Source organism: Polaromonas potterensis (genome assembly GCF_033446725.1).
Lineage (GTDB): Bacteria > Pseudomonadota > Gammaproteobacteria > Burkholderiales > Burkholderiaceae_C > Polaromonas.
The window spans coordinates 130,208-152,418 of sequence record NZ_JAWQLX010000010.1 but is presented as its reverse complement, the minus strand read 5'-3'; the positions used below and the strand labels follow the sequence as shown (position 1 = coordinate 152,418).

25 protein-coding genes are annotated in these 22,211 nt (G+C 61.2%); 13 read left to right on the top strand and 12 right to left on the bottom strand.

Annotated features, from left to right (window positions below; genetic code table 11):
- The first annotated feature begins 68 nt into the window (after nucleotides 1-68).
- The 8 genes from mltG (at nucleotide 69) to tcmP (ending at nucleotide 8,220) form a co-directional block, all read left to right on the top strand.
- Nucleotides 69-1,043, top strand: coding sequence for an endolytic transglycosylase MltG (mltG, locus tag R6254_RS17845; RefSeq protein WP_318408920.1), 975 nt, complete (start codon nucleotides 69-71; stop codon nucleotides 1,041-1,043).
- Between the two features lie 6 nt (nucleotides 1,044-1,049).
- The gene (gene tmk, locus R6254_RS17840) at nucleotides 1,050-1,790 is read left to right on the top strand and encodes a dTMP kinase (protein ID WP_318408809.1); all 741 of its coding nucleotides are present in this window, start codon (nucleotides 1,050-1,052) and stop codon (nucleotides 1,788-1,790) included.
- Nucleotides 1,787-2,851, top strand: a complete 1,065-nt coding sequence (locus tag R6254_RS17835) for a DNA polymerase III subunit delta' (protein ID WP_318408808.1) — start codon at nucleotides 1,787-1,789, stop codon at nucleotides 2,849-2,851. The genes tmk and R6254_RS17835 overlap by 4 nt, the downstream gene beginning before the upstream one ends.
- A 49-nt stretch (nucleotides 2,852-2,900) precedes the next feature.
- On the top strand, nucleotides 2,901-3,281 hold the full coding sequence (locus tag R6254_RS17830; protein WP_318408807.1) for a PilZ domain-containing protein: 381 nt from the start codon (nucleotides 2,901-2,903) through the stop codon (nucleotides 3,279-3,281).
- Between the two features lie 104 nt (nucleotides 3,282-3,385).
- Nucleotides 3,386-4,183 (top strand): TatD family hydrolase, encoded by a 798-nt coding sequence (locus R6254_RS17825; protein WP_318408806.1) that lies wholly within the window; start codon nucleotides 3,386-3,388, stop codon nucleotides 4,181-4,183.
- Nucleotides 4,180-4,851, top strand: a complete 672-nt coding sequence (locus R6254_RS17820; protein ID WP_318408804.1) for an ankyrin repeat domain-containing protein — start codon at nucleotides 4,180-4,182, stop codon at nucleotides 4,849-4,851. Before R6254_RS17825 ends, R6254_RS17820 begins: the two co-directional genes overlap by 4 nt.
- 1,406 nt (nucleotides 4,852-6,257) lie before the next feature.
- On the top strand, nucleotides 6,258-7,388 hold the full coding sequence (locus R6254_RS17815) for an IS481 family transposase (protein WP_318408802.1): 1,131 nt from the start codon (nucleotides 6,258-6,260) through the stop codon (nucleotides 7,386-7,388).
- 265 nt (nucleotides 7,389-7,653) lie between these two features.
- Nucleotides 7,654-8,220 carry a three-Cys-motif partner protein TcmP gene (gene tcmP, locus R6254_RS17810; protein WP_318408800.1) on the top strand — a complete coding sequence of 189 codons (567 nt, stop codon included), beginning with the start codon at nucleotides 7,654-7,656 and terminating at the stop codon, nucleotides 8,218-8,220.
- On the opposite strand, the gene R6254_RS17805 is transcribed toward tcmP, so the two are convergent.
- The 3 genes from R6254_RS17805 to R6254_RS17795 all read right to left on the bottom strand — a co-directional run bounded on the left by R6254_RS17805 (nucleotide 8,180) and on the right by R6254_RS17795 (nucleotide 10,864).
- On the bottom strand, nucleotides 8,180-8,392 hold the full coding sequence (locus R6254_RS17805; RefSeq protein ID WP_318408799.1) for a hypothetical protein: 213 nt from the start codon (nucleotides 8,390-8,392) through the stop codon (nucleotides 8,180-8,182). The two genes, tcmP and R6254_RS17805, sit on opposite strands and share 41 nt — an antisense overlap.
- Nucleotides 8,393-8,469: 77 nt before the next feature.
- Nucleotides 8,470-9,390 (bottom strand): adenylate/guanylate cyclase domain-containing protein, encoded by a 921-nt coding sequence (locus R6254_RS17800; protein ID WP_318408797.1) that lies wholly within the window; start codon nucleotides 9,388-9,390, stop codon nucleotides 8,470-8,472.
- Between the two features lie 46 nt (nucleotides 9,391-9,436).
- Nucleotides 9,437-10,864, bottom strand: coding sequence for an aldehyde dehydrogenase family protein (locus R6254_RS17795; RefSeq protein WP_318408795.1), 1,428 nt, complete (start codon nucleotides 10,862-10,864; stop codon nucleotides 9,437-9,439).
- 366 nt (nucleotides 10,865-11,230) lie between these two features.
- Between R6254_RS17795 and R6254_RS17790 the strand changes: the two genes are divergently transcribed.
- On the top strand, nucleotides 11,231-11,497 hold the full coding sequence (locus R6254_RS17790; RefSeq protein WP_318408794.1) for a hypothetical protein: 267 nt from the start codon (nucleotides 11,231-11,233) through the stop codon (nucleotides 11,495-11,497).
- A gap of 64 nt (nucleotides 11,498-11,561) precedes the next feature.
- On the opposite strand, the gene R6254_RS17785 is transcribed toward R6254_RS17790, so the two are convergent.
- The 7 genes from R6254_RS17785 to guaB form a co-directional block, all read right to left on the bottom strand.
- Nucleotides 11,562-12,512 (bottom strand): LD-carboxypeptidase, encoded by a 951-nt coding sequence (locus tag R6254_RS17785; protein WP_318408792.1) that lies wholly within the window; start codon nucleotides 12,510-12,512, stop codon nucleotides 11,562-11,564.
- 79 nt (nucleotides 12,513-12,591) lie between these two features.
- Nucleotides 12,592-13,968: a tRNA adenosine(34) deaminase TadA gene (gene tadA, locus R6254_RS17780; protein ID WP_318408791.1), complete on the bottom strand. Its 1,377-nt coding sequence runs from the start codon at nucleotides 13,966-13,968 to the stop codon at nucleotides 12,592-12,594.
- 83 nt (nucleotides 13,969-14,051) lie between these two features.
- On the bottom strand, nucleotides 14,052-14,294 hold the full coding sequence (locus R6254_RS17775; protein WP_318408789.1) for a hypothetical protein: 243 nt from the start codon (nucleotides 14,292-14,294) through the stop codon (nucleotides 14,052-14,054).
- 1 nt (nucleotide 14,295) lies between these two features.
- A complete protein-coding gene (locus R6254_RS17770) occupies nucleotides 14,296-14,934 on the bottom strand; it encodes an FMN-binding negative transcriptional regulator (protein ID WP_318408788.1) in 639 nt (212 codons plus the stop codon).
- A gap of 233 nt (nucleotides 14,935-15,167) precedes the next feature.
- Entirely contained in the window at nucleotides 15,168-15,740 is a 573-nt protein-coding gene (locus tag R6254_RS17765) for a 2'-5' RNA ligase family protein (RefSeq protein ID WP_318408787.1), read from the bottom strand.
- 117 nt (nucleotides 15,741-15,857) lie between these two features.
- The gene (gene guaA, locus R6254_RS17760) at nucleotides 15,858-17,477 is read right to left on the bottom strand and encodes a glutamine-hydrolyzing GMP synthase (RefSeq protein WP_318408785.1); all 1,620 of its coding nucleotides are present in this window, start codon (nucleotides 17,475-17,477) and stop codon (nucleotides 15,858-15,860) included.
- A gap of 71 nt (nucleotides 17,478-17,548) precedes the next feature.
- Nucleotides 17,549-19,018: an IMP dehydrogenase gene (gene guaB / locus R6254_RS17755; RefSeq protein ID WP_318408783.1), complete on the bottom strand. Its 1,470-nt coding sequence runs from the start codon at nucleotides 19,016-19,018 to the stop codon at nucleotides 17,549-17,551.
- An 88-nt stretch (nucleotides 19,019-19,106) separates the two neighbouring features.
- On the opposite strand from guaB, the gene R6254_RS17750 reads away from it, so the two are divergent.
- Nucleotides 19,107-19,709, top strand: coding sequence for a DUF4124 domain-containing protein (locus R6254_RS17750; RefSeq protein WP_318408782.1), 603 nt, complete (start codon nucleotides 19,107-19,109; stop codon nucleotides 19,707-19,709).
- 11 nt (nucleotides 19,710-19,720) lie between these two features.
- Here the strand turns inward: R6254_RS17750 and R6254_RS17745 are convergent, their stop codons facing one another.
- Nucleotides 19,721-20,071, bottom strand: coding sequence for an RnfH family protein (locus R6254_RS17745; protein WP_318408781.1), 351 nt, complete (start codon nucleotides 20,069-20,071; stop codon nucleotides 19,721-19,723).
- Entirely contained in the window at nucleotides 20,058-20,504 is a 447-nt protein-coding gene (locus tag R6254_RS17740; RefSeq protein WP_318408779.1) for a type II toxin-antitoxin system RatA family toxin, read from the bottom strand. Before R6254_RS17740 ends, R6254_RS17745 begins: the two co-directional genes overlap by 14 nt.
- A 55-nt stretch (nucleotides 20,505-20,559) precedes the next feature.
- Here R6254_RS17740 and smpB point away from each other — a divergent pair, with 55 nt between their 5' ends.
- The 3 genes from smpB to R6254_RS17725 all read left to right on the top strand — a co-directional run bounded on the left by smpB (nucleotide 20,560) and on the right by R6254_RS17725 (nucleotide 22,202).
- Nucleotides 20,560-21,117 carry an SsrA-binding protein SmpB gene (gene smpB, locus R6254_RS17735; protein WP_318408777.1) on the top strand — a complete coding sequence of 186 codons (558 nt, stop codon included), beginning with the start codon at nucleotides 20,560-20,562 and terminating at the stop codon, nucleotides 21,115-21,117.
- A gap of 121 nt (nucleotides 21,118-21,238) precedes the next feature.
- Entirely contained in the window at nucleotides 21,239-21,613 is a 375-nt protein-coding gene (locus tag R6254_RS17730; protein ID WP_318408775.1) for a COG4315 family predicted lipoprotein, read from the top strand.
- A 55-nt stretch (nucleotides 21,614-21,668) separates the two neighbouring features.
- Nucleotides 21,669-22,202: an RNA polymerase sigma factor gene (locus R6254_RS17725; protein ID WP_318408773.1), complete on the top strand. Its 534-nt coding sequence runs from the start codon at nucleotides 21,669-21,671 to the stop codon at nucleotides 22,200-22,202.
- Nucleotides 22,203-22,211 lie beyond the last annotated feature (9 nt).

Genomic DNA, 22,211 nt, shown 5'->3' with positions numbered 1-22,211 from the left:
CATAGACCCATCGTTTTCAGGAAGGCAGCAGGGTTGTGATTCGTTTTTTCAGGCGTTTGCTGGTGTTGATGTTGTGCGCCGGCCTGCTGGTGCTGGGTGCCGTGGGCTGGTGGGTTCACGAGCCGCTGCCCCTGCACGTCCAGCCCGGCAGCCAGGTGCTGGACCTCGAAATCGAACCCGGCACGCCGGCCCAGGGCGTGGCCGAAACCGTGGTGGCCAGCGGCGTCGATGTCCCGGCAACCTGGCTCTATGCCTGGTTCCGCCTGTCTGGCAAGGCGCGCCAGATCAAGGCTGGCAGTTATGAAATCACGCCCGGCACCACGCCGCGCACCTTGCTGGGCATGCTGGTACGTGGCGAGGAAAGCCTGAAAAGCGTGACCCTGGTCGAAGGCTGGAACATGGCGCAACTGCGCGCCGCGCTGCTCAAGGCCGAAGCCCTCAAACCGGACAGCCAGGGCCTCAGCGACCAGGCCCTGATGGCCCAGCTGGGCAGGCCGGGGGTGCACCCGGAAGGGCGTTTTTTCCCGGATACCTACACATATTCCAAAGGTGCCAGTGACCTGGCCGTGCTCAAACGCGCCGCACGCGCGATGGACAAACGGCTGGAAACCGCCTGGGCCATGCGCAGCCCCGACACCCCCTTGCAAACACCTGAGCAGGCCCTGATCCTGGCCAGCATTGTCGAAAAAGAAACCGGCAAGCCCTCAGACCGGGCCGAAATCGGCGGCGTGTTCAGCAACCGCTTGCGCATAGGCATGTTGCTGCAAACCGACCCCACCGTGATCTACGGCCTGGGCGCGCAGTTTGACGGCAACCTGCGTAAACGCGACCTGCAGGCCGACACACCCTACAACACCTACACCCGCGCCGGCCTGCCGCCCACGCCGATTGCCATGCCCGGCAAGGCGGCGCTGCTGGCGGCGGTGCGGCCAGCGCCGACCAAGGCCTTGTATTTTGTGGCGCGCGGCGACGGCAGCAGCCAGTTCAGCAGCAGCCTGGATGAGCACAACCGTGCGGTCAACAAATACATACGAGGTCACTGAAGATATATGACCCCCACGCTTGTCGCTTCGCGCACTGCACTGCCCCCCGAGGGGGCTTCCACGCTTTTCTCTTCCGGTTTGTTCATCAGTTTTGAAGGCATAGACGGCGCGGGCAAATCCACCCACATCGCCGCGCTGGCCGAGGCTTTCAAGGCGCAGGGCAGGGCCGTGACCCTGAGCCGCGAGCCCGGCGGCACGCCGCTGGCTGAAAAGCTGCGCACCCTGATCCTCAACGATGCGATGGACCCGCTGAGCGAAGCCCTGCTGATTTTTGCGGCCAGGCGCGACCACCTGCGGACCGTGATCGCGCCGGCGCTGGCGCGTGGCGACGTGGTGCTGTGTGACCGTTTTACCGACGCCACCTTTGCCTACCAGGGCGGCGGGCGCGGCTTCGACCTCGACGTGCTATCAAAACTGGAGCTATGGGCGCAGGACGCACAAGGGCTAGGACCTGATTTTGTTCATGAACTTGGGAAGAGGGGCGCTGCCATCCCGATTGTCCAGCCGGACCTGACCGTGTGGTTTGACCTGGCGCCCGAAGAAGCGGCACAGCGCCTGGTCGGCGCCCGCGTGCCGGACCGCTTTGAAGCCCAGCCGGTGGAGTTTTTCCGCCGTGTGGCCCAGGGTTACGCCGATCGCCTGGCCCAGGACCCCGGGCGTTTTGCCCGCATTGACGCCTCCTGCACGCGTGAAGCCGTCTGGCAATCCGTGCGCCAGGTCTTTTCCGCCAAAGGCTGGTTGCCATGAGTACCGAGGCCTTGCCCCCGAATCCGCCGCTGGCGCCCTGGCTGCAAACCCAGTTGCGCAGCCTGCTGACCCAGCGCGGTCACGCCTGGCTGCTCAGTGGGCCGTCCGGCCTGGGGCAGTTTGACCTGGCGCTGGCGCTGGCGCGCGCCTGGTTGTGCGAACAAGCCACGGCCGACGGCGCATGTGGCGTCTGCGGCAGTTGCCACGCCATCGCCGTCCACACTCATGCCGATCTCTGCATGTTGATGCCGGAAACCCTGTCGCTGGCCCTGGGCTGGCCGCTCGACGAAAAAACGCAGGACGACCTGGACAGCAAAAAACGCAAGCCCAGCAAGGAAATCAAGGTTGACGCCGCGCGCGAAGCCGTGTCCTTCACCCAGTTCACACGTTCGCGCGGCAGTACCAAGGTGGTGCTGGTCTACCCGGCCGAGCGTATGAACACCATCACCGCCAACACCTTACTGAAGACGTTGGAGGAACCGCCCGGCGCGGTCAAGTTCATCCTGGCCACCGAAGCGGCGCACCAGTTGTTGCCCACCATACGCAGCCGCTGCCAGGGCCACACCATGCACTGGCCGGTGTTCGATGAAGCGCTGGCCTGGCTGGCGGAACAAGCGCCGACCGAAGGCAAGGCCGGCGCCTTGCCGGCCGCTGCCGATTTGCACACCTTGCTGGCTGCCGCCGGCGGCCGGCCGGCCGACGCCCTGAACCGGCTGCAGGCTGGCCCCAGCAGTAGCAGCGCACAACACTGGCAAGCCCTGCCAAAAGCCATGGCCCGTGGCGACACCAGCGCACTGGCCGACTGGGCACCGGCCCAAGCTGTTGATGCGCTGCAAAAACTTTGCCACGACGTGCTGGCGGTCAAGGCTGGTGCCCAGCCACGTTTTTTCAACGTCAAGGACTTGCCGGCCAGCAAAACCGGCGGCCCGGGTTTTCTCGCGCTGGGCGCCTGGTCCAAAGAGCTGGCGGCCAGTGCGCGCACCGTCGAACACCCCTTCAATCCCGGCCTGATGCTGGAGTCGCTGGCCAGCCGGGCGCGGCTGGCACTCAACGCCAAATAGGCGCAATTCATGCTGACAGCGTCGCAAGCCAGCCTATAAACTAGCACTTATGAGTACATCGCCTCCTGCCAACGCACCCGGCGCCAACGCCGCCCGGCCCAGCGTCATCCAGCTGGCGATCCGGGAAAAAGCCGCGCTGTACGCGGCCTATATCCCGCTGTTCACCGAAGGCGGTGTGTTTATCCCCTCGGCGCGCGACTACAAGCTGGGCGACGATGTCTACGTCTTGTTGACCCTGCCGGAGGACACACAACGCTACCCGGTGGCGGGCAAGGTCGCCTGGGTCACGCCGGCCCGGGCTTCCGGCAACCGCACGCAGGGCGTGGGTGTGCGTTTTCCGAACGATGAAAAGTCCCGTCTGCTGAAGATCAAGATCGAGGAAATCCTGGGCGCACACCTGGCCTCGGACCGCCCGACCCAGACCATCTAGTAGCGGCTGCGACGGGCTGGGGCCCGGCACTCGCTACATTTTCGATAGCTATCTACGCCCGTCCTCTATGGGCTATAGCCACTTTTTACACATAAATCTCGCCCATGTTCACCGACTCCCATTGCCACCTGAGTTTCCCCGAGCTGCAGGCCCAGTTGCCGCAGATTCGCCAGGCCATGCAGGACGCCCAGGTAGCGCGCGCCCTGTGTATTTGCACCACCCTGGAAGAGTTTGAAACTGTTCACTCCCTGGCCACGACGTATGAGAATTTCTGGTGCAGCGTGGGCGTGCACCCCGACAACGAAGATGTGACCGAACCCAGCCTGGACGACTTGCTGCGGCGCGCCGCCTTGCCCAAAGTGGTGGCCATCGGCGAAACCGGGCTGGACTATTACCGGCTGGGCGAGCGCACCGTGGCCGACATGGAATGGCAGCGCGAACGCTTCCGGGTGCATATCCGCGCCGCCCGCCAGACCGGAAAACCGCTGGTCATCCACACCCGCAGCGCCTCCGCCGACACCTTGGCCATATTGAAGGAAGAGGGCGAAACAGCGGGCGGAGCAGGGCGGGCCGGCGGGGTGTTTCACTGCTTCACCGAAACCATAGAAGTGGCCCGGGCTGCACTGGACCTGGACTTTTACATCTCGTTCTCCGGCATCCTGACCTTCAAAAATGCCGCTGATCTGCGCGAAGTCGCCCGTTTTGTGCCGCTGGATCGAACCCTGATCGAGACCGACAGCCCCTACCTGGCACCCATGCCTTACCGCGGAAAAACCAATAATCCGTCGTATGTGCCTTATGTGGCGAAACAGGTGGCCGAGCTCAAACAGCTGCCGGTGGAAACCATTGCCGAAGCCACCAGCCGCAACTTCGAGAAGCTGTTTTCCGGGGTTTTGGCATGAAAAAATACCTCATAAACTGGTTGAAGAAGTCAGTTTATCTATTTGTTTTTACTGGAGTTATCTCCGTCCACGCCGGCTCGTACGAAGACTTCTTCGCCGCTATCAAACAGGACAACGCTGGTGTGGTCCAGCAGTTGCTGGCGCGCGGATTTGACCCCAACACCACGGACCCTAAAGGCCAGCACGGCCTGTACCTGGCTTTGCAGGAACCCTCGCTGAAAGTCGCCCAGGTCCTGACGGACTGGCCCAAAACTGACGTCAACAAACTCAATGCCCAGGGCGAAAGCCCATTGATGATCGCCGCGCTCAAAGGCGAGCTGGACATGGCCGCCAGCCTGATCAAAAAAGACGCCGACGTCAACAAGACCGGCTGGACGCCGCTGCATTACGCCGCCAGCAAAGGCCATCTGGCCATCATGAGCCTGCTGCTCGACAACAACGCCTACATCGACGCCGAATCGCCCAACGGCACCACGCCGCTGATGATGGCCGCCATGTACGGCACGGCCCCAGCCGTCAAGCTGCTGCTGGAAGCCGGCGCCGATCCCATGCTGAAAAACCAGCAAGACTTGACCGCCATCGAGTTCGCCCAACGCGCCAGCCGCACCGAATCCGCCCAACTGCTCGCTACGACCATCCGCAGCCGGAACGCCACCGGCAAGTGGTGATCTGGCAAGGGCACTGAACCAAGCCATTGTTGCAAAGGCAGGGTTCAGCCAGTTTTCTAGCTGGCAATGGCTTTGCGAGGTTTTCCTTGGCTGATTTCTTGTTATTTTAATATTCCACGATGTATATTATGTTAAGTCTCGTTTGCGACGGTTTGCGGCCTGGATCACGCAATTTCGTCCGGCGAAATGAAAGTGACAACACTTTGGAAATGAAAGTGACAACGCTCTAGTGCAGCTCCAGCGTCTATGCGCCTTGCGGCTTGTTCCACAAATCCACCAGAAATGCCTAGTCATCATTTGGGCCCTTTTTTTGCTGGAAAAATGTGAAGTGAAGTTGTCAACGCCGCTTTCACCGCTGTAACCCTATCTGGTCTTAAATACTTTTGGCACTGCACCCTGTTTTACGGGCATCTGACTATCTTCGATCGCTCTTGTGTTTATTGGGGTGCTGGATGAAAATACAGTTTAGGTGTCTAGCCCTCAGTGGCACCTTCTTTTAATCATGGGGCCGAGGAGTTCATCTTGTTACCAGAATCGTCCGAGCTAATGCGCAGAGATGACCTAGGACAAGCCGCCCGACAGCTTGCCCGCGAACGCCATGCTCTCCTTGAAAAGGACCGGCTGATAAGGCATCAGAGAATTGCATTGGACTTGACCACGTTGGCTCCAGACCAGCGTGACCGACTGATCAAAGATGCACGTGCGATGGTTTCTCGGTGGCGCGTCGAACGCCTTTGTAGTGCTGATTACATCCAAAGGTGGGAGCAAATCCTGGGAATGGAGCCGGAAGAAATGGCGCTTGCAATAGTATCGGAGGCAGACGGATGGGGCCCTGCCCTCCGCCAAAACTCGCCATGGGTAGGGGTGCATGCGTGAAAGACGCACTTTCATCGGAAATTACCATGCCCGCTAGCGCGTTTGGCTGATCACAGTAACGTTGACCATCTCCAGCGGAGTAACCTGCGTCACAACTCCCCCAAAGCCGCCTTTTTTACAGCGATAACGTAAACCTATATCCGAATGCGACGTAATCCTGCTCTTTTCGCTCTATTGACAGTTTCAGCGAAAAGTATACAGCTTACGTTTCAGTGCGGTGCCTGGAGCAATTGGCCGCCTGGCTGACTGCAGTAAGTTCGACCATCTCCAGCGAAATAACGTTGGCCAGCTAGCGCATTAAAACTACTTTCGAGCGGCTTGTGGTCAACCGCGCTTCCGTTTCGTCGACTCCTGGCCACCACCACTGCGTGAACTTTAGGTAGTCAACGGTACTGCCGTATCTTCAGCACCTGGCCAACGTCACATAGGGAACATTCCTTGACCTGTGTGTATGGACCGTGCACATGGTGGACGGGTGTGCGAGGACATGGTGGACACCTGTGGTCGTATCGACCTCAGGAGACAAGACCATGCCCTGGAACACCCGAGACACCATGAGCCTTCGCGAAGACTTCATCACCCTGGCACAGCACGAAGGGGCCAACCGGCGCGAGCTGTGCCGACGCTTTGGCATCAGCCCGCAGACCGGCTACAAGTGGCTGGCCCGCTTTGCGCAGCAAGGCCCCGCAGGCCTTTGCGATGCTTCACGCCGACCACTGCACAGCCCTGGGACGACGCAGGAGTCTTTGCAGCAGGCCGTATTGACCTTGCGCCGCGAGCACCCCGCCTGGGGCGGGCGCAAGATCGCCAGACGCTTGCAGGACCTGGGTCTGGGGCTCTTGGCCCCCAGCACCGTCACGGCCATCCTGCACCGCCATGGTTTGATCAGCGTCCAGGCGTCAACGGCTGCCCAACCCTGGCAGCGCTTCGAGCACGAACACCCCAACGCCCTGTGGCAGATCGACTTCAAGGGCTATGTGGACACGCCCGCAGGGCGCTGCCATCCCCTGACTTTGCTGGACGATCATTCGCGCTTCAACATGGCCCTGCGTGCCTGCGCAAAGCAGGAGGGCGCCACCGTGCGGGGGCAACTCACCGAAGTCTTTCGCAGCTATGGCCTGCCGGTACGCATCAACGCAGACAACGGGGCCCCCTGGGGCTCGCCACGCGAGCCTGGGCAGGTCAGCGAGTTGGCCTTGTGGCTGATACGGCTGGGTATCCGGGTGAGCTTCAGCCGCCCCTACCACCCGCAGACCAATGGCAAGGACGAGCGCTTTCACCGTTCTCTCAAGGCCGAGGTGCTCAATGGCAGATCATTCACGGACCTGAACCAGGCACAGGCTGCATTCGACCGCTGGCGAGAGGTCTACAACCACCAGCGGCCCCACCAGGCGCTAGGCATGGCCACGCCAGCGAGCCGCTATCGTATGAGCGAGCGCAGCTACCCGCAAGAGCTTGCCCCCATCGAGTACGGACCGCAGGATACGGTGGTGATCGTCAAGGCATTGGGAGAGATGCGGTTCAAGGAAAAACGCTACGAGCTCTCCAGTGCGCTGCGCGGTATGCCGGTGGCGGTGCGTGCAATCAGCGAGCACGATGGGCGCTACGGCGTTTACTTCATGCACCACAAGCTGCGAGAAATAGATTTGCGCGAGGAATGAGCTATGCAACAAAATCTGTCCACCATGTCCTCGCACACCCGTCCACCATGTGCACGGTCCATACACCTGTGTCAAGCGGTACGATCTGCATTGGGCGATTTGGGTCAAGGAGTGTTTGTCAATGCGGCTGAATCGGATATTCGCGAGGCATTGACCTTCGCAGATTGCTTGGACCATGCTGGTCAGCCACCCGGTAGGCGCCAGTCCGTGATCACGGATGTGGCTTAATTGACCTGTGTTTCAGGGTGTCCCTCAGGGAGAACAAATGACAAAAAATACGGCCTTGGTGCCTGCAATCTACGATGGCCGCGAGCAGGCTTGGATCAAACACCAACTGCTTGAGAACTACCTAGAAAAGCTGCTGCTGATCATCGGAACGGCTGCCCGCTCACAGGGCAAGGTCGAGATCTGCTACGTCGACTGCTTCGCCGGTCCTTGGGGGGATGACTCGGAACAAATGGAGGGCACCTCCATCGCCATCTCTATGCGCACCATGGCCATGTGCAAGCAGAAGCTGGCCAAGCTCGGTGTCGACGCGACCATGCGCGCGTTGTACATCGAATTGGACAAGCGGGCTTTCGGGCGGCTGTCCGCCTACCTCCAAAAGGCGACCCCTGCAGGCGTCGACGCTCAGTGCAAGGAAGGCGACTTCCTCGCCCTTCGTCAGGATATCCTCAAATGGTGCGGAAGCACAGCATTCGCGTTCTTCTTCATCGACCCCAAGGGCTGGAAGACGGTCGGTGTTCCAAATCTGCGCACACTCCTCGCCCGGCCACGGTCGGAATTCCTGATCAACTGGCCTTCCAGGCGTCGCGCGCGGACTGGGCCTTGATGTGGGTCACGTCGGAAGGATCACGCGCCACCGTCACCGGCGACGCCAGACCGGACAGTTTCAGCGTGCCGTCCAGCGTCGGCAGACTGCGCTGAATGTAGATGCCGACGGCAAGCGCCAGCACCAGAAGCAACAAAAAAATTGCCCAGAAAAATCGTTTGAGCCACACCATCGTCGTCCCCTCTTTATTGGAATGAGTTACGCGGACCGCTGCCGGCCCGGCCTGACGACGATGGTACTGGGTACGGGTTAGCCAGTCGCCTGGCCTGTGAATTTAAAACTCACGGTAGGCACGCTGAAGTCGTCAAAACCCGCGCCCAGCGCGATCTCGCCGCCGTCGTGCAACACACAGTCCTGGCGCCGCAGCGCAATCACGGTATCGCTGCCCGCAAAACGCAGCCAGGTGCCGTAGCTGCTGGCATCTTCCAGCTTGAACGTGCCCTGGCTCCAGCTGATCTTGGCATGGATGCGCGACACCCGCGGGTCGTTCATCACGAACTGCGCCTGCGGGTCGCGCCCCAGAAAAACCGGCAGTGCCGACACGCCAAAAGACCGCTGGACATCCAGCCAGGCCAGCGTGATAGTCCGCTCGGGTTGCTCGGCCCGGGAAGACCAGCCCGGCAGCTCGGCCGGCACGGTGAATTGTTCGGACAAGACCTCGCTTTGCCACTCGATGCGGGAGACCACGCAAGGCTCAGTGCGGCCACGGATGTCCAGCGGCCCCAGGGTGCGAAACCGCACGAGGCTGCTGGCGTCCATTTCCGCGATGACACCATCCGTGGCAAAGATCTGGCCTGCGCCCGACAGATCGCTCAGGCGCGAGGCGACATTGACTGCGTCGCCATAACAGTCGCCGTCCTGGTTCACCACCGCGCCTCTGGCCAGTCCGATTTGCAGGTGCATTTTGAGCTGTTCCGGCCAGCTCGCGATGCGCTGGCTGTGCACACGCTGCATTTCGATGGCGGCATCCACCGCGGCCTGGTTGTCCTGAAAAATGATCAGCACCCCATCACCGAGGTACTTGACCACCCGCCCCTGGTAAGACTCGCACAACTTGCCCATCCATTGGGTCAGCCGGGTGATGGCCTTGGTCGCCTTGGCATCACCCAACGACTCAAACACGCGGGTGCTGCCCGTGAGGTCGGAAAAAACGACGGTCACGTCGGTCATGAAGGGCGGGTTCCGGGGATGGGAATGCGAAAACCGGTCGCCGGAATCAGGCCGCGACGGGTTTGAGCTGCAGCGACTTGAACTCCAGGAATTCCTCAAAACCGTAGACACCGGCTTCGCGGCCATTGCCCGATTGTTTGTAGCCGCCAAACGGCGCCTGGGCATTGAAAGGACCACCATTGATGTCGACCTGTCCGGTGCGGATGCGGCGCGCCACTTTCATCGCGTGTTCGTCGCTGCCGCTCCAGACGCCGCCACCCAGACCGTAAATGGTGCTGTTGGCAATGGCCACCGCTTCTTCTTCATCCTGGTAGGGAATGACGACCAGCACCGGGCCGAAAATTTCTTCCTGTGCCAGCGTGTCCGTGGGTTTGATGCCCAGGATGGTTGGTTGCACAAAATAACCTTTGGCGATGGGCGGGGCCTCGGCACCACCGGCAATCACGTCCGCGCCTTCGGCTATGCCGGTGCGGATAAAACCCAACACGCGGTCGCGCTGGTTGGCGCTGACCAGCGGGCCCAGCCGGCTGCTTTCTTCCAGGCTGGGGCCGACGCTGAACTTGGCAATCGCGGTTTTGGCCAACGCTTTCACCTCCTCATAACGACTGGCCGGCACCAACATGCGGGTGTGGGCCGAGCAGGTCTGGCCGCTGTTGAGCATGCAGGCCGAGATCGTGCCCTTGACCGCGGCTTCAAAGTCGGCGTCGTCCAGGATCACGCTGGCCGATTTGCCGCCCAGCTCCAGCGCCACACGTTTGACCGACTGGCTGGCCAGCTCGCTGACCCGTTTGCCGGCGCGGGTTGAGCCGGTGAAACTGACCATGTCCACTTCCGGGTGTGTGGCCAACACTTCGCCGACCACAGGGCCCATGCCATTGACCAGATTGAACACGCCAGGCGGCAAACCCGCTTCGTGGATGATTTCAGCCAGGATCATGGCGTTGACCGGGGCGATTTCACTGGGTTTGAGCACCACGGTGCAGCCTGCGGCCAGAGCTGGCGCGATTTTCAGGGTGATCTGGCTGAGCGGGAAATTCCAGGGCGTGATGCAGCCGACCACACCAATCGCTTCGCGCACCACCAGCGAGTTGCCGACTTTTTTCTCCCACTCGAAGTTACGCGCCACCTTGGCATAGTTGCCCCAGTGCCAGGTCGGCCCGCCCACCTGCACCATACGCGCCATCTTCAGCGGCATGCCAACTTCGCGGGCGATGGCCAGCGCCATTTCGTCGGTCCGCGCCTTCAGGCCGGCCGCGATCTTGTCCAGGTAAGCCGCACGTGTTTCCACTGGCAAGCTGGACCAGCCCTCAAACGCGGCACGGGCCGCCAGCACAGCGCGTTCGGCTTCTTGCGCAGTGCCGGCCGGCACCGTGGCCATGATTTCTTCCGTGCTGGAGTCGTGCACCGGCAAGGTTTCAGCCGATTGCGCCGCGACCCACTGGCCGTTGATGTAGTGCGAAGGGTAGGTAGTCATAAAAAGCTCACTGGAAGTTGGATGAGAGTTGTAGGGCTGTCAGATGTAAATAGTTCACAAGACTGACATGCTTGGTTTTTAGACTAGAGGCCAGGAAACACCATTAAATCGAAAGTATTGGTCTTGGCCTAAGCCGAGAATCAACATGACATCTAGTTACTAACATGTTGATTTGTTTGTTGTTTTACGTGGACCCGGGTGCAAGAAACATCTTGCATCCGTACCTTCCGAGCATTAATCTACCAGAACACGTGGTTTCTTGTGACCGTTCATTTGAAAGTCTTTAGCCCTATGCGTTGGATCAAGCCTCATTTAAAAAGCAGTTTGCTCGGCTTGCTGATGGGTGGCGAAGTTGCTCCCGCCGTTGTGGCAAATCGCACCGAAGGTATTCGGCAGCTGATGCTCAGCGAGTTGGGTGAGTTTGGCGAAAAACACTATCCCAAAATTGCCTTGCGTGTGCGTTATGCGCAGGACGTCCAAGGCCTCTGGTATGCCCGGGGCGATGTGATGGCGGTTTTGTCGGCCATGCAGGGCGAAACCATTGCCCGCCAGAAAGTCAGCGGCATCACCAAGATGTTTGACGGCCTGCTGCCCGGTAGCCTGGGCTCACGGCGCAGCTCCCTGACCAACTAAGACAGGTCACACGCTGGCGAGCCAGGGCCACGTTGGCCCCTGGCGACAGCGGCTTGCTACACGCTCAGTGTGTGTGGCCCCAGAGCAAAAAGGCATCCCGGTCCTCGACAGCCAAGGTCACTTTGGCGCCCACCGGCAACACCACCTTGGTCGCCACATGGCCAAAAGGCAAACCGGTGAGTACCGGCGCCTTGATCTGGCGCTGCAGCCATTCCACCACCGACGCCAGCTTGAAGCCCTTGTCGTGCGGCACCAGCTTGTAGTTGGTGAACTGGCCCAGGACCACGGCTTTTTGCTGCGCCAGCACGCCGGCATGCAAGAGCTGGGTCAACATGCGCTCCAGCCGGTAGGGGTGTTCATGCACCTCTTCCAGGAACAAGATGCCGCCTTTGATGGCCGGAAAATAAGGCGTGCCGACCAGCGAGGACAAAACCGCCAGGTTGCCGCCCCACAACACCGCGTCCTTGATGCTGAAAACGCCATTGGCCCGTTCCGGTATGGCGCTGACAACACCTGACTTGGCGGAAGGTTTGGGCAGGCGCCAGCCCGTGCCTTCGCCCTGCCCGCTGATCAGGTCGTCAAAACAGGCTTCCATGATGTCGTCGGGCTCGCCTTCGGTGCCAAAGTCTTCGCCTAGGGCCGGGCCAGCCCAGCTCACCGCGCCGGTTTTGGCCAGCAGCGCTGTCTGCAAGGCGGTGAAGTCACTCAGGCCCACAAAACGTGTGCCCTTGTCCACGGCCTTGGCCACGGCCTTGTAGTTGATGCCGGGCAGGATGCGGGTCAGGCCGTAACCACCGCGCGAGATCAGCGCCACGTCGGCGCCACTGGCGGCGGCCCGGGCGATGGCGGCCAGGCGGGTGTCGTCGTCGCCGGCAAAACGCTGGTGGCTGCTTAATGCGGCCTCGTCAATTTCCACGTCGTGGCCCAGGGCCTTGAGGCGTTTCACACCGCGTTTAAAAGCGGCTTTGTCGCGCACGGCGCTGGAAGGCGAATAAATGTAGATATGTTTTTTCACGGATGGGAGTATCCCATTGCCGCGGCTTTTGTGGCCGACCGGGCCAACTCCTGCCCGGCTGGTTTCCCGAGACTCGGCTTCAGCGGAAGAAACTCACCGCCTGGCGCGCGATCAATTCGCCGTGCTCCTGCACAAAATGTCCGGCCTGGTCCAGCACCAGGGGCTCGGGGCAGCCCTTGATGCCTTGCTGCAACTGGCGCATCACCGGCAAACCCAGCACCGGGTCTTGCGCACCCACGGCCATCAGGGTCTGGCCGGACCAGCGCTCGCGCCAGAAGTCGCGTGCCTGGCGCGAGGTGTCGGCCCCCGGCGAATCAACAAACGCCGGCACCAGGGGCGGAAAAGCCCGCAAGGCGGCGCGATGGCCTTTGTCCGGGAACGGCGCCATGTAGGCGGCGCATTCTTCGGCGCTCATCTGCGGGTTGCCGCGGGCAAACAGCCGCGCCACATCAAACTCCGGATTTTTCGCGCACATCTCGCGCCAGGCGACAAAACCTGGCGACAAGGGCTGCTCGCCGGTGGCCAGGGTGGTGTTCATGACCAGCAGACCTTTGTAGCGCCCAGGTGCGGCCATGGGCAGGGTCAGGCCCAGCAGGCCGCCCCAGTCCTGCACCACCAGTACGATGTTGCGCAGATCCAGCCGCTCCACAAGTTCCAGCAGGTTTTGCCGGTGGCCGTTGAACTGGTGAAAACTGTCTTTTTTAGGTTTGTCGCTTTTGCCAAAACCAATCAGGTCGGGCGCCACGACCCGGTGCCCGGCTTGCAGGAAAACCGGAATCATCTTGCGGTAGAGATAAGTCCAGGCCGGGTTGCCGTGCAGGCACAGATAGGTCACATCCTCGTCTGCAGCTTCGTCCAGATAATGCATGCGAAGCCCGGCCAGCGAGGGCAAGTCGCTGATGTAATTCGGCATCCACGGGTAACCCGGTAAGCCGGCAAAAGCCTGGTCAGGCGTGCGCAAGGCGTCGTCGCGCAAGGGGTGGCTGAGTCGCGTGGCTTCGCGCTGATCGGCACGCCGTTGCTTGAAAAAATCCTGCAGCAAGGCGCCGCATTCCTCGGCCAGCACCCCGCCCTGCCACTGCGTCTGGTGGTTCAGTTGCTTGTTGGCAAACAGGTTGACGACCGAGCCGGCCGCGCCGGTTTTGGGGTCGGCGGCGCCAAACACCACCCGTTTCAACCGGGCGTGCAACATGGCGCCGGAACACATGGCGCAGGGCTCCAGCGTGACAAACAACTCACACTCGTCGAGCCGGTAATTGTCCAAAGCCTGGGCGGCCAGACGCAAGGCCAGCATCTCGGCATGGGCGGTGGGATCTTTCCCGTCGATAGGCGCGTTGCGGCCGCTGGCAATCACCTCGCCGCGATACACCAGCACGGCCCCGACCGGGACTTCACCGGCGGCGGCGGCCTGCCGGGCTTGGGCCAGCGCCAGTTGCATGAAGTCGATATCAGTCATGGCGCTTCTGTTTTAATAGCTGCTTGCGCTTGTTGTTATTGGGCTGGAGGCCGATTTGACACATAAGTCTGACCATAAATGGCTTAAGGTTTGTCTTCCGGCATGGGGCGCGCCTGCTGCATGGCGTTTTCCAGCGTCTGGCGAACCTGCTGCTGAATCTGCTGGCTTTGCTGCTGCGGCGTCGCACCCGGCGTGGTCACCGGCAGACTCACGGCACCGTCGGCAGCAGACGGTTTCACGGGCGTTGGGGACAGCTGTTTTTTGGCCAATACGCCGATCACGGCGACCACAACCAACAGGCTCAGGATGCTGAACACGGCACGCATCTCAAGCCTCCCTGGCAGGTGGGACGACCGGGTTCAGTCCCAGCTTGTCCATCCAGGCGGCCAGCGCCTGTTCGTTTTCATTGCCCGCGGCATACATGGCTTTCATCGCCGTATGAGCCTCGGGCCGGTGCTGATTCACCTTGATCTTGCATTGCCAATCGGTGACGCGCAGCTCGAACGCCACAATGCCGGCCAGCATTTTGTGCGCAAACTCCTCGCCCAGGCCGCGCCACTGCTCGGCATAAGGCGGCTCGTGGTCGCCTATCAGTTTTTTCAGCAAATTGTCCTTGCCCGCCGGGTCTTCAATCAGTGTGGCTTGCACTGTGCAATGCACGGCCAGGTAGTTCCAGGTCGGCACACGTGCCAGGTCGGGATAAACCTTGGGCGACAAGTAGGCATGGGGACCGAGAAAAGTCGCCACCGCCTGTGGGCGCGCCTGCAAATAGCGCCAGTGCGGGTTGGGTTTGGCACAGTGGCCGAGCAGCACGAACTCGTCGCCCCGCTGCTCCAGGTGCAACGGCAGGTGGCTGACAAAGGGCAAGCCCGTATCGTCCACGCTGATCAGGCTGGCAAAGGGGTAGTTTTCCATCAGCGCCGCAGCCTGCGCGCGATCGCCCTTGAACTGGGGTGGCTGGTACATGGCCTAGAGCATAGGCCAAAAACCACCGGACATTCAGCCGGGTTTAGCCAGCCGCAACGGCCGCCTGGCGGCAAACCCTGCCGCGATTCTGCACCGCGCCATACGCTGGCGGCCACACGGGCAATCGCGCTGCTGCACCCACAGCACTCTTCATTTGCTCACTTATTAATAGCTGCTTGCGCACACAGTATCTGGGCTAGAGGCATTTTTTACCAAAAACCTTGGGCCAGCGACTATTCGCGCAGCGGCCAACGGCCCAACGGCGTATACCGGCCCTCCCCGAGCTGGCTGTGCACCAGGACAAACTCATGCGCCGTCCAGGCGATGGTTTCCACGACCTGCTCGGCGACACTGCGGTCGTCGTACAGCAAGGTGGCGTGCGGCGTGTAGCCCGGTTTGGCCCAGCGCTGCAGGCCAACCTCGCCCATCGCCACACCCAGCGCCTGCTGGAAGGCGGTCAAGGCCAAAAGTCCCTCGCCGCCGCGCAACACCAGGGGACGGTGGCGCGTCGCGCTGGTAAAGCTGCTGGCGCGGTCAAAGGTAATTTCAAACGGCGGCAGCACCACGGCTGCAGCCGCCTGACCCGCCAGGGTTACAAGCTCTTGCGGCCATCCGGCGTGATGGCCGAGGTGATGCAAGGTGACGTGGAAGCGTTCTGTTTTGAGGGGCTTGCCATGCAAGCCCTGTTCGCCGCGCAGTTGCTGCGCGAGCTGGGCGATCCGTTCAGCCGCGGCGGCGTCCGGGAAAATCGCGAAGAACAGGCTGTCCGCGGGTCGGGCGCCTGGTGGGGAGGGCTGTTGGGGCATGGGTCATGCTTTCTCGCTTCTCGCGCACTCGTCAATGGCCCATCGAGGGCCATTGACTCGCCAGCCGCTGCGCTGGTCGATCCCGCTAAGCGGGGCCCTCGCCCCTCGCTTCGCGTCTTATTCCCACTCAATCGTGGCTGGGGGCTTGCTGCTGACGTCGTAGGTCACGCGGTTGATGCCGCGCACTTCGTTGATGATACGACCCGACACTTTTTTGAGCAGCGCGTAGGGCAGCTCGGCCCAGTCGGCGGTCATGAAGTCGCTGGTTTGCACCGCGCGCAATGCCACCACGTAGTCATAGGTGCGTCCATCGCCCATCACACCCACACTTTTCACCGGCAAAAACACCGTGAAAGCCTGGCTGGTCAGTTCGTACCAGGTCTTGCCGGTCTCCGCGTCCTTGAAGTTGCGCAGCTCTTCGATGAAGATGGCATCAGCGCGGCGCAGCAGATCGGCGTATTCTTTTTTGACTTCGCCCAGAATCCGCACGCCCAGGCCCGGGCCGGGGAAGGGATGGCGATACACCATGTCGTGCGGCAGGCCGAGCGCCACGCCGAGTTCACGGACTTCGTCCTTGAACAGTTCGCGCAGCGGCTCCAGCAGTTTCAGGCCTAACTGTTCAGGCAAGCCACCCACGTTGTGGTGGCTTTTGATGGTGACAGCTTTTTTGTTTTTGCCGCCGCCGGACTCGATCACATCGGGGTAAATCGTGCCCTGGGCCAGCCACTTGGCACCCTTGGAGGAGGCATTGGCGGCCTTCAGCTTGGCAGCTTCGGACTTGAAAACTTCGACAAATTCGCGGCCAATGATTTTGCGTTTGGCTTCGGGTTCGCTGACACCGGCGAGGTGACCGAGGAACTGACCTGCGGCATCGACACGAATCACCTTGGCGTGTAACTTGCCGACAAACATGTCCATCACCATGTCGCCTTCGTTCAGGCGCAGCAAGCCGTGGTCGACGAACACGCAGGTGAGCTGGTCGCCGATGGCGCGGTGAATCAGGGCCGCAGCCACCGACGAATCGACACCGCCGGACAGGCCCAGAATGACTTCTTCGTCACCCACCTGCTGGCGGATTTTTTCGACCGCTTCGCTGATGTAGTCGCCCATGACCCAGTCTTGGCGCGTGCCGCAAATTCCGAGCACAAAACGCCGCAAAATGGCATCGCCTTGCTTGGTGTGCGTGACTTCGGGGTGAAACTGCACGGCGTAAAACTTGCGGTCTTCGTCGGCCATGCCGGCAATCGGGCAAGAATCGGTAGACGCCATGAGTTTGAAGCCGGGCGGCATTTCGGTCACCTTGTCGCCGTGGCTCATCCAGACATCGAGCATGCCCTGGCCTTCGGCCGTGGTGTAGTCGGCGATATCTTTGAGCAGCGCGGTGTGGCCGCGGGCGCGCACATCGGCAGAACCGAATTCGCGGGTATGGCCGCCCTCGACCTTGCCGCCTAGCTGCTGTGCCATGGTTTGCATGCCATAACAAATACCCAGCACCGGCAGGCCCAGCTCGAACACGGCTTGCGGCGCGCGGTCGGTGCTGTCTTCGGTGACGCTGGCGTGGCTGCCCGACAAAATGATGCCCTTGAGCGAGCCATCTTTGGCGTAGTCACGCACCCAGTCGTCGCTCACATCACAAGGGTGAACTTCACAAAAAACCTGGGCGTCGCGCACACGGCGCGCGATCAGTTGAGTGACCTGGGAGCCGAAATCGAGAATGAGGATTTTCTGGTGCTGCATGAGGGCGGTTCTTCAAGGCAAAAAAAGAAAAAAGGCGTCTGCGGGCAGACGCCTCCGGCGGGCTAACTAGCTCAGTCTGCCCGGTAGTTCGGCGCTTCTTTGGTGATCTGCACGTCGTGGACATGGCTTTCGCGGATGCCGGCGGCCGTGATTTCGACAAACTCGGCCCTGTTTTGCATGTCTTCAATCGTGGCGCAGCCGCAGTAACCCATGCTGGCGCGCAAGCCGCCGGCCATCTGGAAGATGATCGCAACCATGGAGCCTTTGTAGGGCACGCGGCCTTCAATGCCTTCGGGCACCAGCTTGTCGGCGTTCGGATTGCCGGTGCTGGATTCCTGGAAGTAGCGGTCGGCACTGCCCTGCTGCATGGCGCCTATGCTGCCCATGCCGCGGTAACTCTTGTAGCTGCGGCCCTGGAACAAAATCACTTCGCCAGGCGCTTCTTCGGTACCGGCAAACATGCCGCCCATCATCACCGTGCCCGCGCCTGCGGCGATGGCCTTGGCGATGTCGCCGCTGTAACGAATGCCGCCGTCGGCAATCAAGGGCACACCCGTGCCGCGCAAAGCCGTCGCCACGCTGTCGATGGCCATGATCTGGGGAACACCCACGCCGGCCACGATACGTGTCGTGCAGATGCTGCCGGGACCAATGCCGACCTTGACCGCATCGGCACCGGCCTCGACCAGGGCCAGCGCTGCTGCACCGGTGGCGATGTTGCCGCCGATGACGTCAATGTGCGGGTAGTTTTTCTTGACCCAGCGCACACGTTCAATCACACCATGGCTGTGGCCGTGGGCCGTGTCCACCACGATGGCGTCCACACCGGCTTTGACCAGTGCTTCGACGCGTTCTTCTGTTCCCTCGCCAACCCCCACCGCGGCGCCTACGCGCAGGCGACCGGCGCTGTCGCGTGCGGCGTTGGGAAAGTTGGTCTGCTTGGTGATGTCCTTGACCGTGATCAGGCCCTTCAACTCGAAGTCGTCGTTGATCACCAGCACGCGCTCTAACTTGTATTTATTGAGCAAGGCCTTGGCCTCGGCGGCCGACGTGCCTTCTCTGACCGTGATCAGCTTGTCGCGCGGCGTCATGATCTGGTGCGCCTTGACGTCATAACGGGTTTCAAAGCGCAGGTCGCGGCTGGTCACAATGCCGACCACCTTGCCGCCATCACAGACGGGGAAACCGGAGATGCCCAGTTGCTCGGACAGCTCCAGTATCTGCAGCACCGTGTGCTCGGGGGTGATCACCACCGGGTCACGTACCACGCCGGACTCATAACGCTTGACCTTGGCCACATGGGCGGCCTGTTCCTGCGGTGTGAGGTTTTTGTGCACGATGCCGATGCCGCCCTCCTGGGCGATGGCAATGGCCAAACGTGCTTCCGTCACCGTATCCATGGCTGCCGATACAAGCGGCAGGTTCAGACGGATGTTGCGTGAGAACTGGGTGGAAAGCTGGGTGTCCTTGGGCAGGACCTGGGAGAACGCTGGCACCAACAATACGTCGTCGAAGGTGAGCGCTTTGCCGAGTAGGCGCATAGGGATGGCTCCAAAAACACGATTGTACCCGCGCCGGTCGGTACAAACCCTCGCGCACCCCAAGAGACCCTGACGGATTCCTGAGCGCGTGACAAAAAAGCCACTGCTGCCGCCACCGAACTTCGTCACCCAGGCGGGCAGCGCTACACTGGAAAGCATGGACCTGAAAATCACTCCCAAACACCTCGTTTTGACGCTTGCAGGCTGGGCGATTGCGCTCAGCGCCGCTGCGCAATGGCAGTGGATTGACAAGGACGGACGCAAGGTGTTCAGCGATAGGCCACCAAGCGCGGACATCAAGGACAAAGACATTCTCAAGCAGCCCGGTGGCCGCGGCCGTGCCAGCGTAGCCGCCCCGTCAAGCGAATCCCCCGACGCGGCCACACCTGCCGTGCCTGTGGCGGCCGTCAAGGAGGCTGCGCCCAAGCTCTCCGGCAAAAATGCCGAGCTGGAAGCCAAAAAGAAAAAGCTCGAAGACGACGAAGCCGCCAAGAAAAAGGCCGAGGACGAAAAAACAGCCCAAGGCAAGGCGGATAACTGCGCACGAGCCAAAAAAGCCGTGGCAACCCTTCAGTCGGGCGTACGTGTGTCGACGACCAATGCCAAAGGCGAACGCGAATTCATGGATGACAACACACGTGCCGTGGAAAACCAGCGTCTGCAGGGCATTGTCGACGCCGACTGTAAATAAGCCACCCCGCTTCAGTACCCGGCCTTGGCCCCTGCCCGTTTCTGGGAAAACAGCCCTGATTTTTTCACGCCCTGCTTGCTGAAACGCTCGCGTCTGGCGGTTTTGGGGTCCACCCGCAGTGCACGGTAGATTTCCAGCCGATCCTGCGCGTGCAAGACCTGCCGCAGACTGGTTTTACGTCCCCAGATGCCCAGCGCCAGCCGGCTGGACGCCAATTCCGGAAACTCCGCCAGGATACCGCTGGCTTCCAGGGCCTGCGCCACCGTGCTGCCGGACGGCAAGACCAACGGCCATTCGCGCACCTGGCGCGGCGCCGACGAATACACCAGCAGGATATTCAAGAGCGTTTCAGGTTTCGCCATAGACCTGGCCCGCCCGTTTGACGAAGGCATCGACCATGCTGCCGGCAATCTTGTCAAACACCGGGCCAACCAGCGCGGCCAGCGCGGCGTTGTCAAAATCGTAACGCAGGCTGAAGTTGACCTTGCAGGCACGCTGGCTGCCATCGCCTAACGGCGTGAAGTCCCAGTGGCCATCCAGTTTTGAAAACGGGCCGTCAACCAGTTTGAGCGACACCTTGTGGTCTTGGACGTGGGTATTGCGGGTGGTGAAGGTTTGGCGGATACCGGCAAACGAAATACCGACCTGGGCGGTCATGCCGTGGCCGTCTTCCTCGACCACTTTAGCCTGGTCGCACCAGGGCAAAAACTGCGGATAACTGGCGACGTCGGTGACTAGGGCAAACATTTCGGCTGCGCTGTACCAGATAAGAACGGACTTGTGAACGGTTTTCATACAATCATGGGCTGCGCGCAATTGTATTAGCCGATGGCGCCCTTAACTTTTATACATGGCCACCAAAGAAGCATCCTCCAAAAAACCGGCCGCCGCCTCGTCCTCCGGAAAAGGCGCGGACAAGGCCCCGAGCAACCTCAGCCCCAAAGCGGCCGCTGCAGCCGTGCGTATTGCCGACAACAAAAAAGCGCTGTTCAACTACCACATTGAAGAACGTTTCGAGGCCGGCATGGTGCTCGAAGGCTGGGAGGTCAAGTCCCTGCGTGAAGGCAAGGTGCAGCTGACCGACGGTTATGTGGTGATCCGCAACGGCGAACTCTTCATCATCGGCTGCCAGATCAACCCGCTGGGGACGGCGTCCACCCATATTCGGCCAGACTCGGTACGCACCAAAAAACTGCTGATGCACAAGGAGCAGATCCGCCGCCTGATCGGCAAAATCGAGCAAAAAGGTTTCACCCTGGTGCCGTTGAACCTGCACTGGAAAGCCGGCAAGGTCAAATGCGAGGTTGGCCTGGCCAAGGGCAAGGGAGAACACGACAAACGCGACACCATCAAGGACCGCGAGGGCAAACGCGAGGTCGAGCGCGCGATGAAATCCCGAAGCCGTTAGGCCTCTGGAAACAATCCAGCGTTTTTTTGAACGATTTCGGCGAGTGATGGAATAAACCGGGCCTGGCCGGTGTTTATCCCGGTGCAGACATTTGCTGCCTAACCTTCACCCGGAGTCTTTCATGAAACTCTTGTCCATCGCCCTGATCACCGCTGCCCTGCTGGGCGGCTGCGCCTCCATGAACGCCGCCACCCCGGCCAAAGTCGCCGACGGCGCGCTGGTCGGCCCCAACGGCATGACCTTGTATGTGTTCGACCGTGACACCGCCAACAGCGGAAAATCCGTCTGCAATGGCCCTTGCGCCACCAACTGGCCGCCGCTGATGGCCATGGAAACCGACAAAGCGACAGGTGACTACATGGTCATCACGCGTGACGACGGCAAAAAACAATGGGCCGTCAAAGGCAAGCCGCTGTATTACTGGTCCAAGGACAGCAAGCCCGGCGACAAGACCGGCGACAACTTCATGAACATCTGGCACGTCGCCAAGCCCTGAAGCAGCGGCATGCGGGAACCAGCCATGCGCCCAAGAGCCTGTCGCGCCGACCGCCATGACTGATTTTCCGCTGACCGATCACATCCCCAGCCTGCGGCGTTACGCCCGGGCGCTCACCGGCGATACCTGGATGGCCGACGACCTGGTGCAGGACACGCTGGAGCGCGCCTGCAGCAAATGGCGCTTGTGGACGGCCGGCAGTGATTTGCGCGCCTGGCTGTTCACCTTGATGCACAATATTTTTGTCAACCAGGTGCGCAGCGCGGTCCGCCAGGCCAGCGCCGGTACCGTGGTGAATGCCGAGGATGTGGCGCATGAGTTGGTGGCGGAAGATACCGGCACCGCGCAGTCGCTGGACTTGCAGCGTTGCCTGCTACGCCTGCCGGAAGAACAACGCGTGGTGTTGCTGCTGGTCAGCCTCGAAGACCTGTCTTACAGCGACGTGGCGAAAATCACTGGCGTGCCTATCGGTACCGTGATGTCGCGGCTGTCACGGGCACGCGCCCGGCTGCACGAATTGATGAACAGCCCGTCCGCCGCACAAGCCGTCCAGGCCGCTGCCCCGGTTCAGCTCAGGCGGCTCAAATAGAGCCCGGAA

What these genes read in the sequence shown, in the direction of transcription:
- R6254_RS17730 (WP_318408775.1), top strand. Translation starts at nt 21,239, where the DNA reads ATGAAACTCTTGTCCATCGCCCTGATCACCGCTGCCCTGCTGGGCGGC.
- R6254_RS17745 (WP_318408781.1), bottom strand. Translation starts at nt 20,071, where the DNA reads ATGGCGAAACCTGAAACGCTCTTGAATATCCTGCTGGTGTATTCGTCG.
- R6254_RS17830 (WP_318408807.1), top strand. Translation starts at nt 2,901, where the DNA reads ATGAGTACATCGCCTCCTGCCAACGCACCCGGCGCCAACGCCGCCCGG.
- guaA (WP_318408785.1), bottom strand. Translation starts at nt 17,477, where the DNA reads ATGCAGCACCAGAAAATCCTCATTCTCGATTTCGGCTCCCAGGTCACT.
- R6254_RS17815 (WP_318408802.1), top strand. Translation starts at nt 6,258, where the DNA reads ATGCCCTGGAACACCCGAGACACCATGAGCCTTCGCGAAGACTTCATC.
- R6254_RS17725 (WP_318408773.1), top strand. Translation starts at nt 21,669, where the DNA reads ATGACTGATTTTCCGCTGACCGATCACATCCCCAGCCTGCGGCGTTAC.
- R6254_RS17805 (WP_318408799.1), bottom strand. Translation starts at nt 8,392, where the DNA reads ATGGTGTGGCTCAAACGATTTTTCTGGGCAATTTTTTTGTTGCTTCTG.
- R6254_RS17820 (WP_318408804.1), top strand. Translation starts at nt 4,180, where the DNA reads ATGAAAAAATACCTCATAAACTGGTTGAAGAAGTCAGTTTATCTATTT.
- mltG (WP_318408920.1), top strand. Translation starts at nt 69, where the DNA reads ATGTTGTGCGCCGGCCTGCTGGTGCTGGGTGCCGTGGGCTGGTGGGTT.
- R6254_RS17765 (WP_318408787.1), bottom strand. Translation starts at nt 15,740, where the DNA reads ATGCCCCAACAGCCCTCCCCACCAGGCGCCCGACCCGCGGACAGCCTG.
- R6254_RS17795 (WP_318408795.1), bottom strand. Translation starts at nt 10,864, where the DNA reads ATGACTACCTACCCTTCGCACTACATCAACGGCCAGTGGGTCGCGGCG.
- tmk (WP_318408809.1), top strand. Translation starts at nt 1,050, where the DNA reads ATGACCCCCACGCTTGTCGCTTCGCGCACTGCACTGCCCCCCGAGGGG.
- R6254_RS17800 (WP_318408797.1), bottom strand. Translation starts at nt 9,390, where the DNA reads ATGACCGACGTGACCGTCGTTTTTTCCGACCTCACGGGCAGCACCCGC.
- tcmP (WP_318408800.1), top strand. Translation starts at nt 7,654, where the DNA reads ATGACAAAAAATACGGCCTTGGTGCCTGCAATCTACGATGGCCGCGAG.
- guaB (WP_318408783.1), bottom strand. Translation starts at nt 19,018, where the DNA reads ATGCGCCTACTCGGCAAAGCGCTCACCTTCGACGACGTATTGTTGGTG.
- smpB (WP_318408777.1), top strand. Translation starts at nt 20,560, where the DNA reads ATGGCCACCAAAGAAGCATCCTCCAAAAAACCGGCCGCCGCCTCGTCC.
- R6254_RS17740 (WP_318408779.1), bottom strand. Translation starts at nt 20,504, where the DNA reads ATGAAAACCGTTCACAAGTCCGTTCTTATCTGGTACAGCGCAGCCGAA.
- R6254_RS17770 (WP_318408788.1), bottom strand. Translation starts at nt 14,934, where the DNA reads ATGTACCAGCCACCCCAGTTCAAGGGCGATCGCGCGCAGGCTGCGGCG.
- R6254_RS17825 (WP_318408806.1), top strand. Translation starts at nt 3,386, where the DNA reads ATGTTCACCGACTCCCATTGCCACCTGAGTTTCCCCGAGCTGCAGGCC.
- tadA (WP_318408791.1), bottom strand. Translation starts at nt 13,968, where the DNA reads ATGACTGATATCGACTTCATGCAACTGGCGCTGGCCCAAGCCCGGCAG.
- R6254_RS17835 (WP_318408808.1), top strand. Translation starts at nt 1,787, where the DNA reads ATGAGTACCGAGGCCTTGCCCCCGAATCCGCCGCTGGCGCCCTGGCTG.
- R6254_RS17775 (WP_318408789.1), bottom strand. Translation starts at nt 14,294, where the DNA reads ATGCGTGCCGTGTTCAGCATCCTGAGCCTGTTGGTTGTGGTCGCCGTG.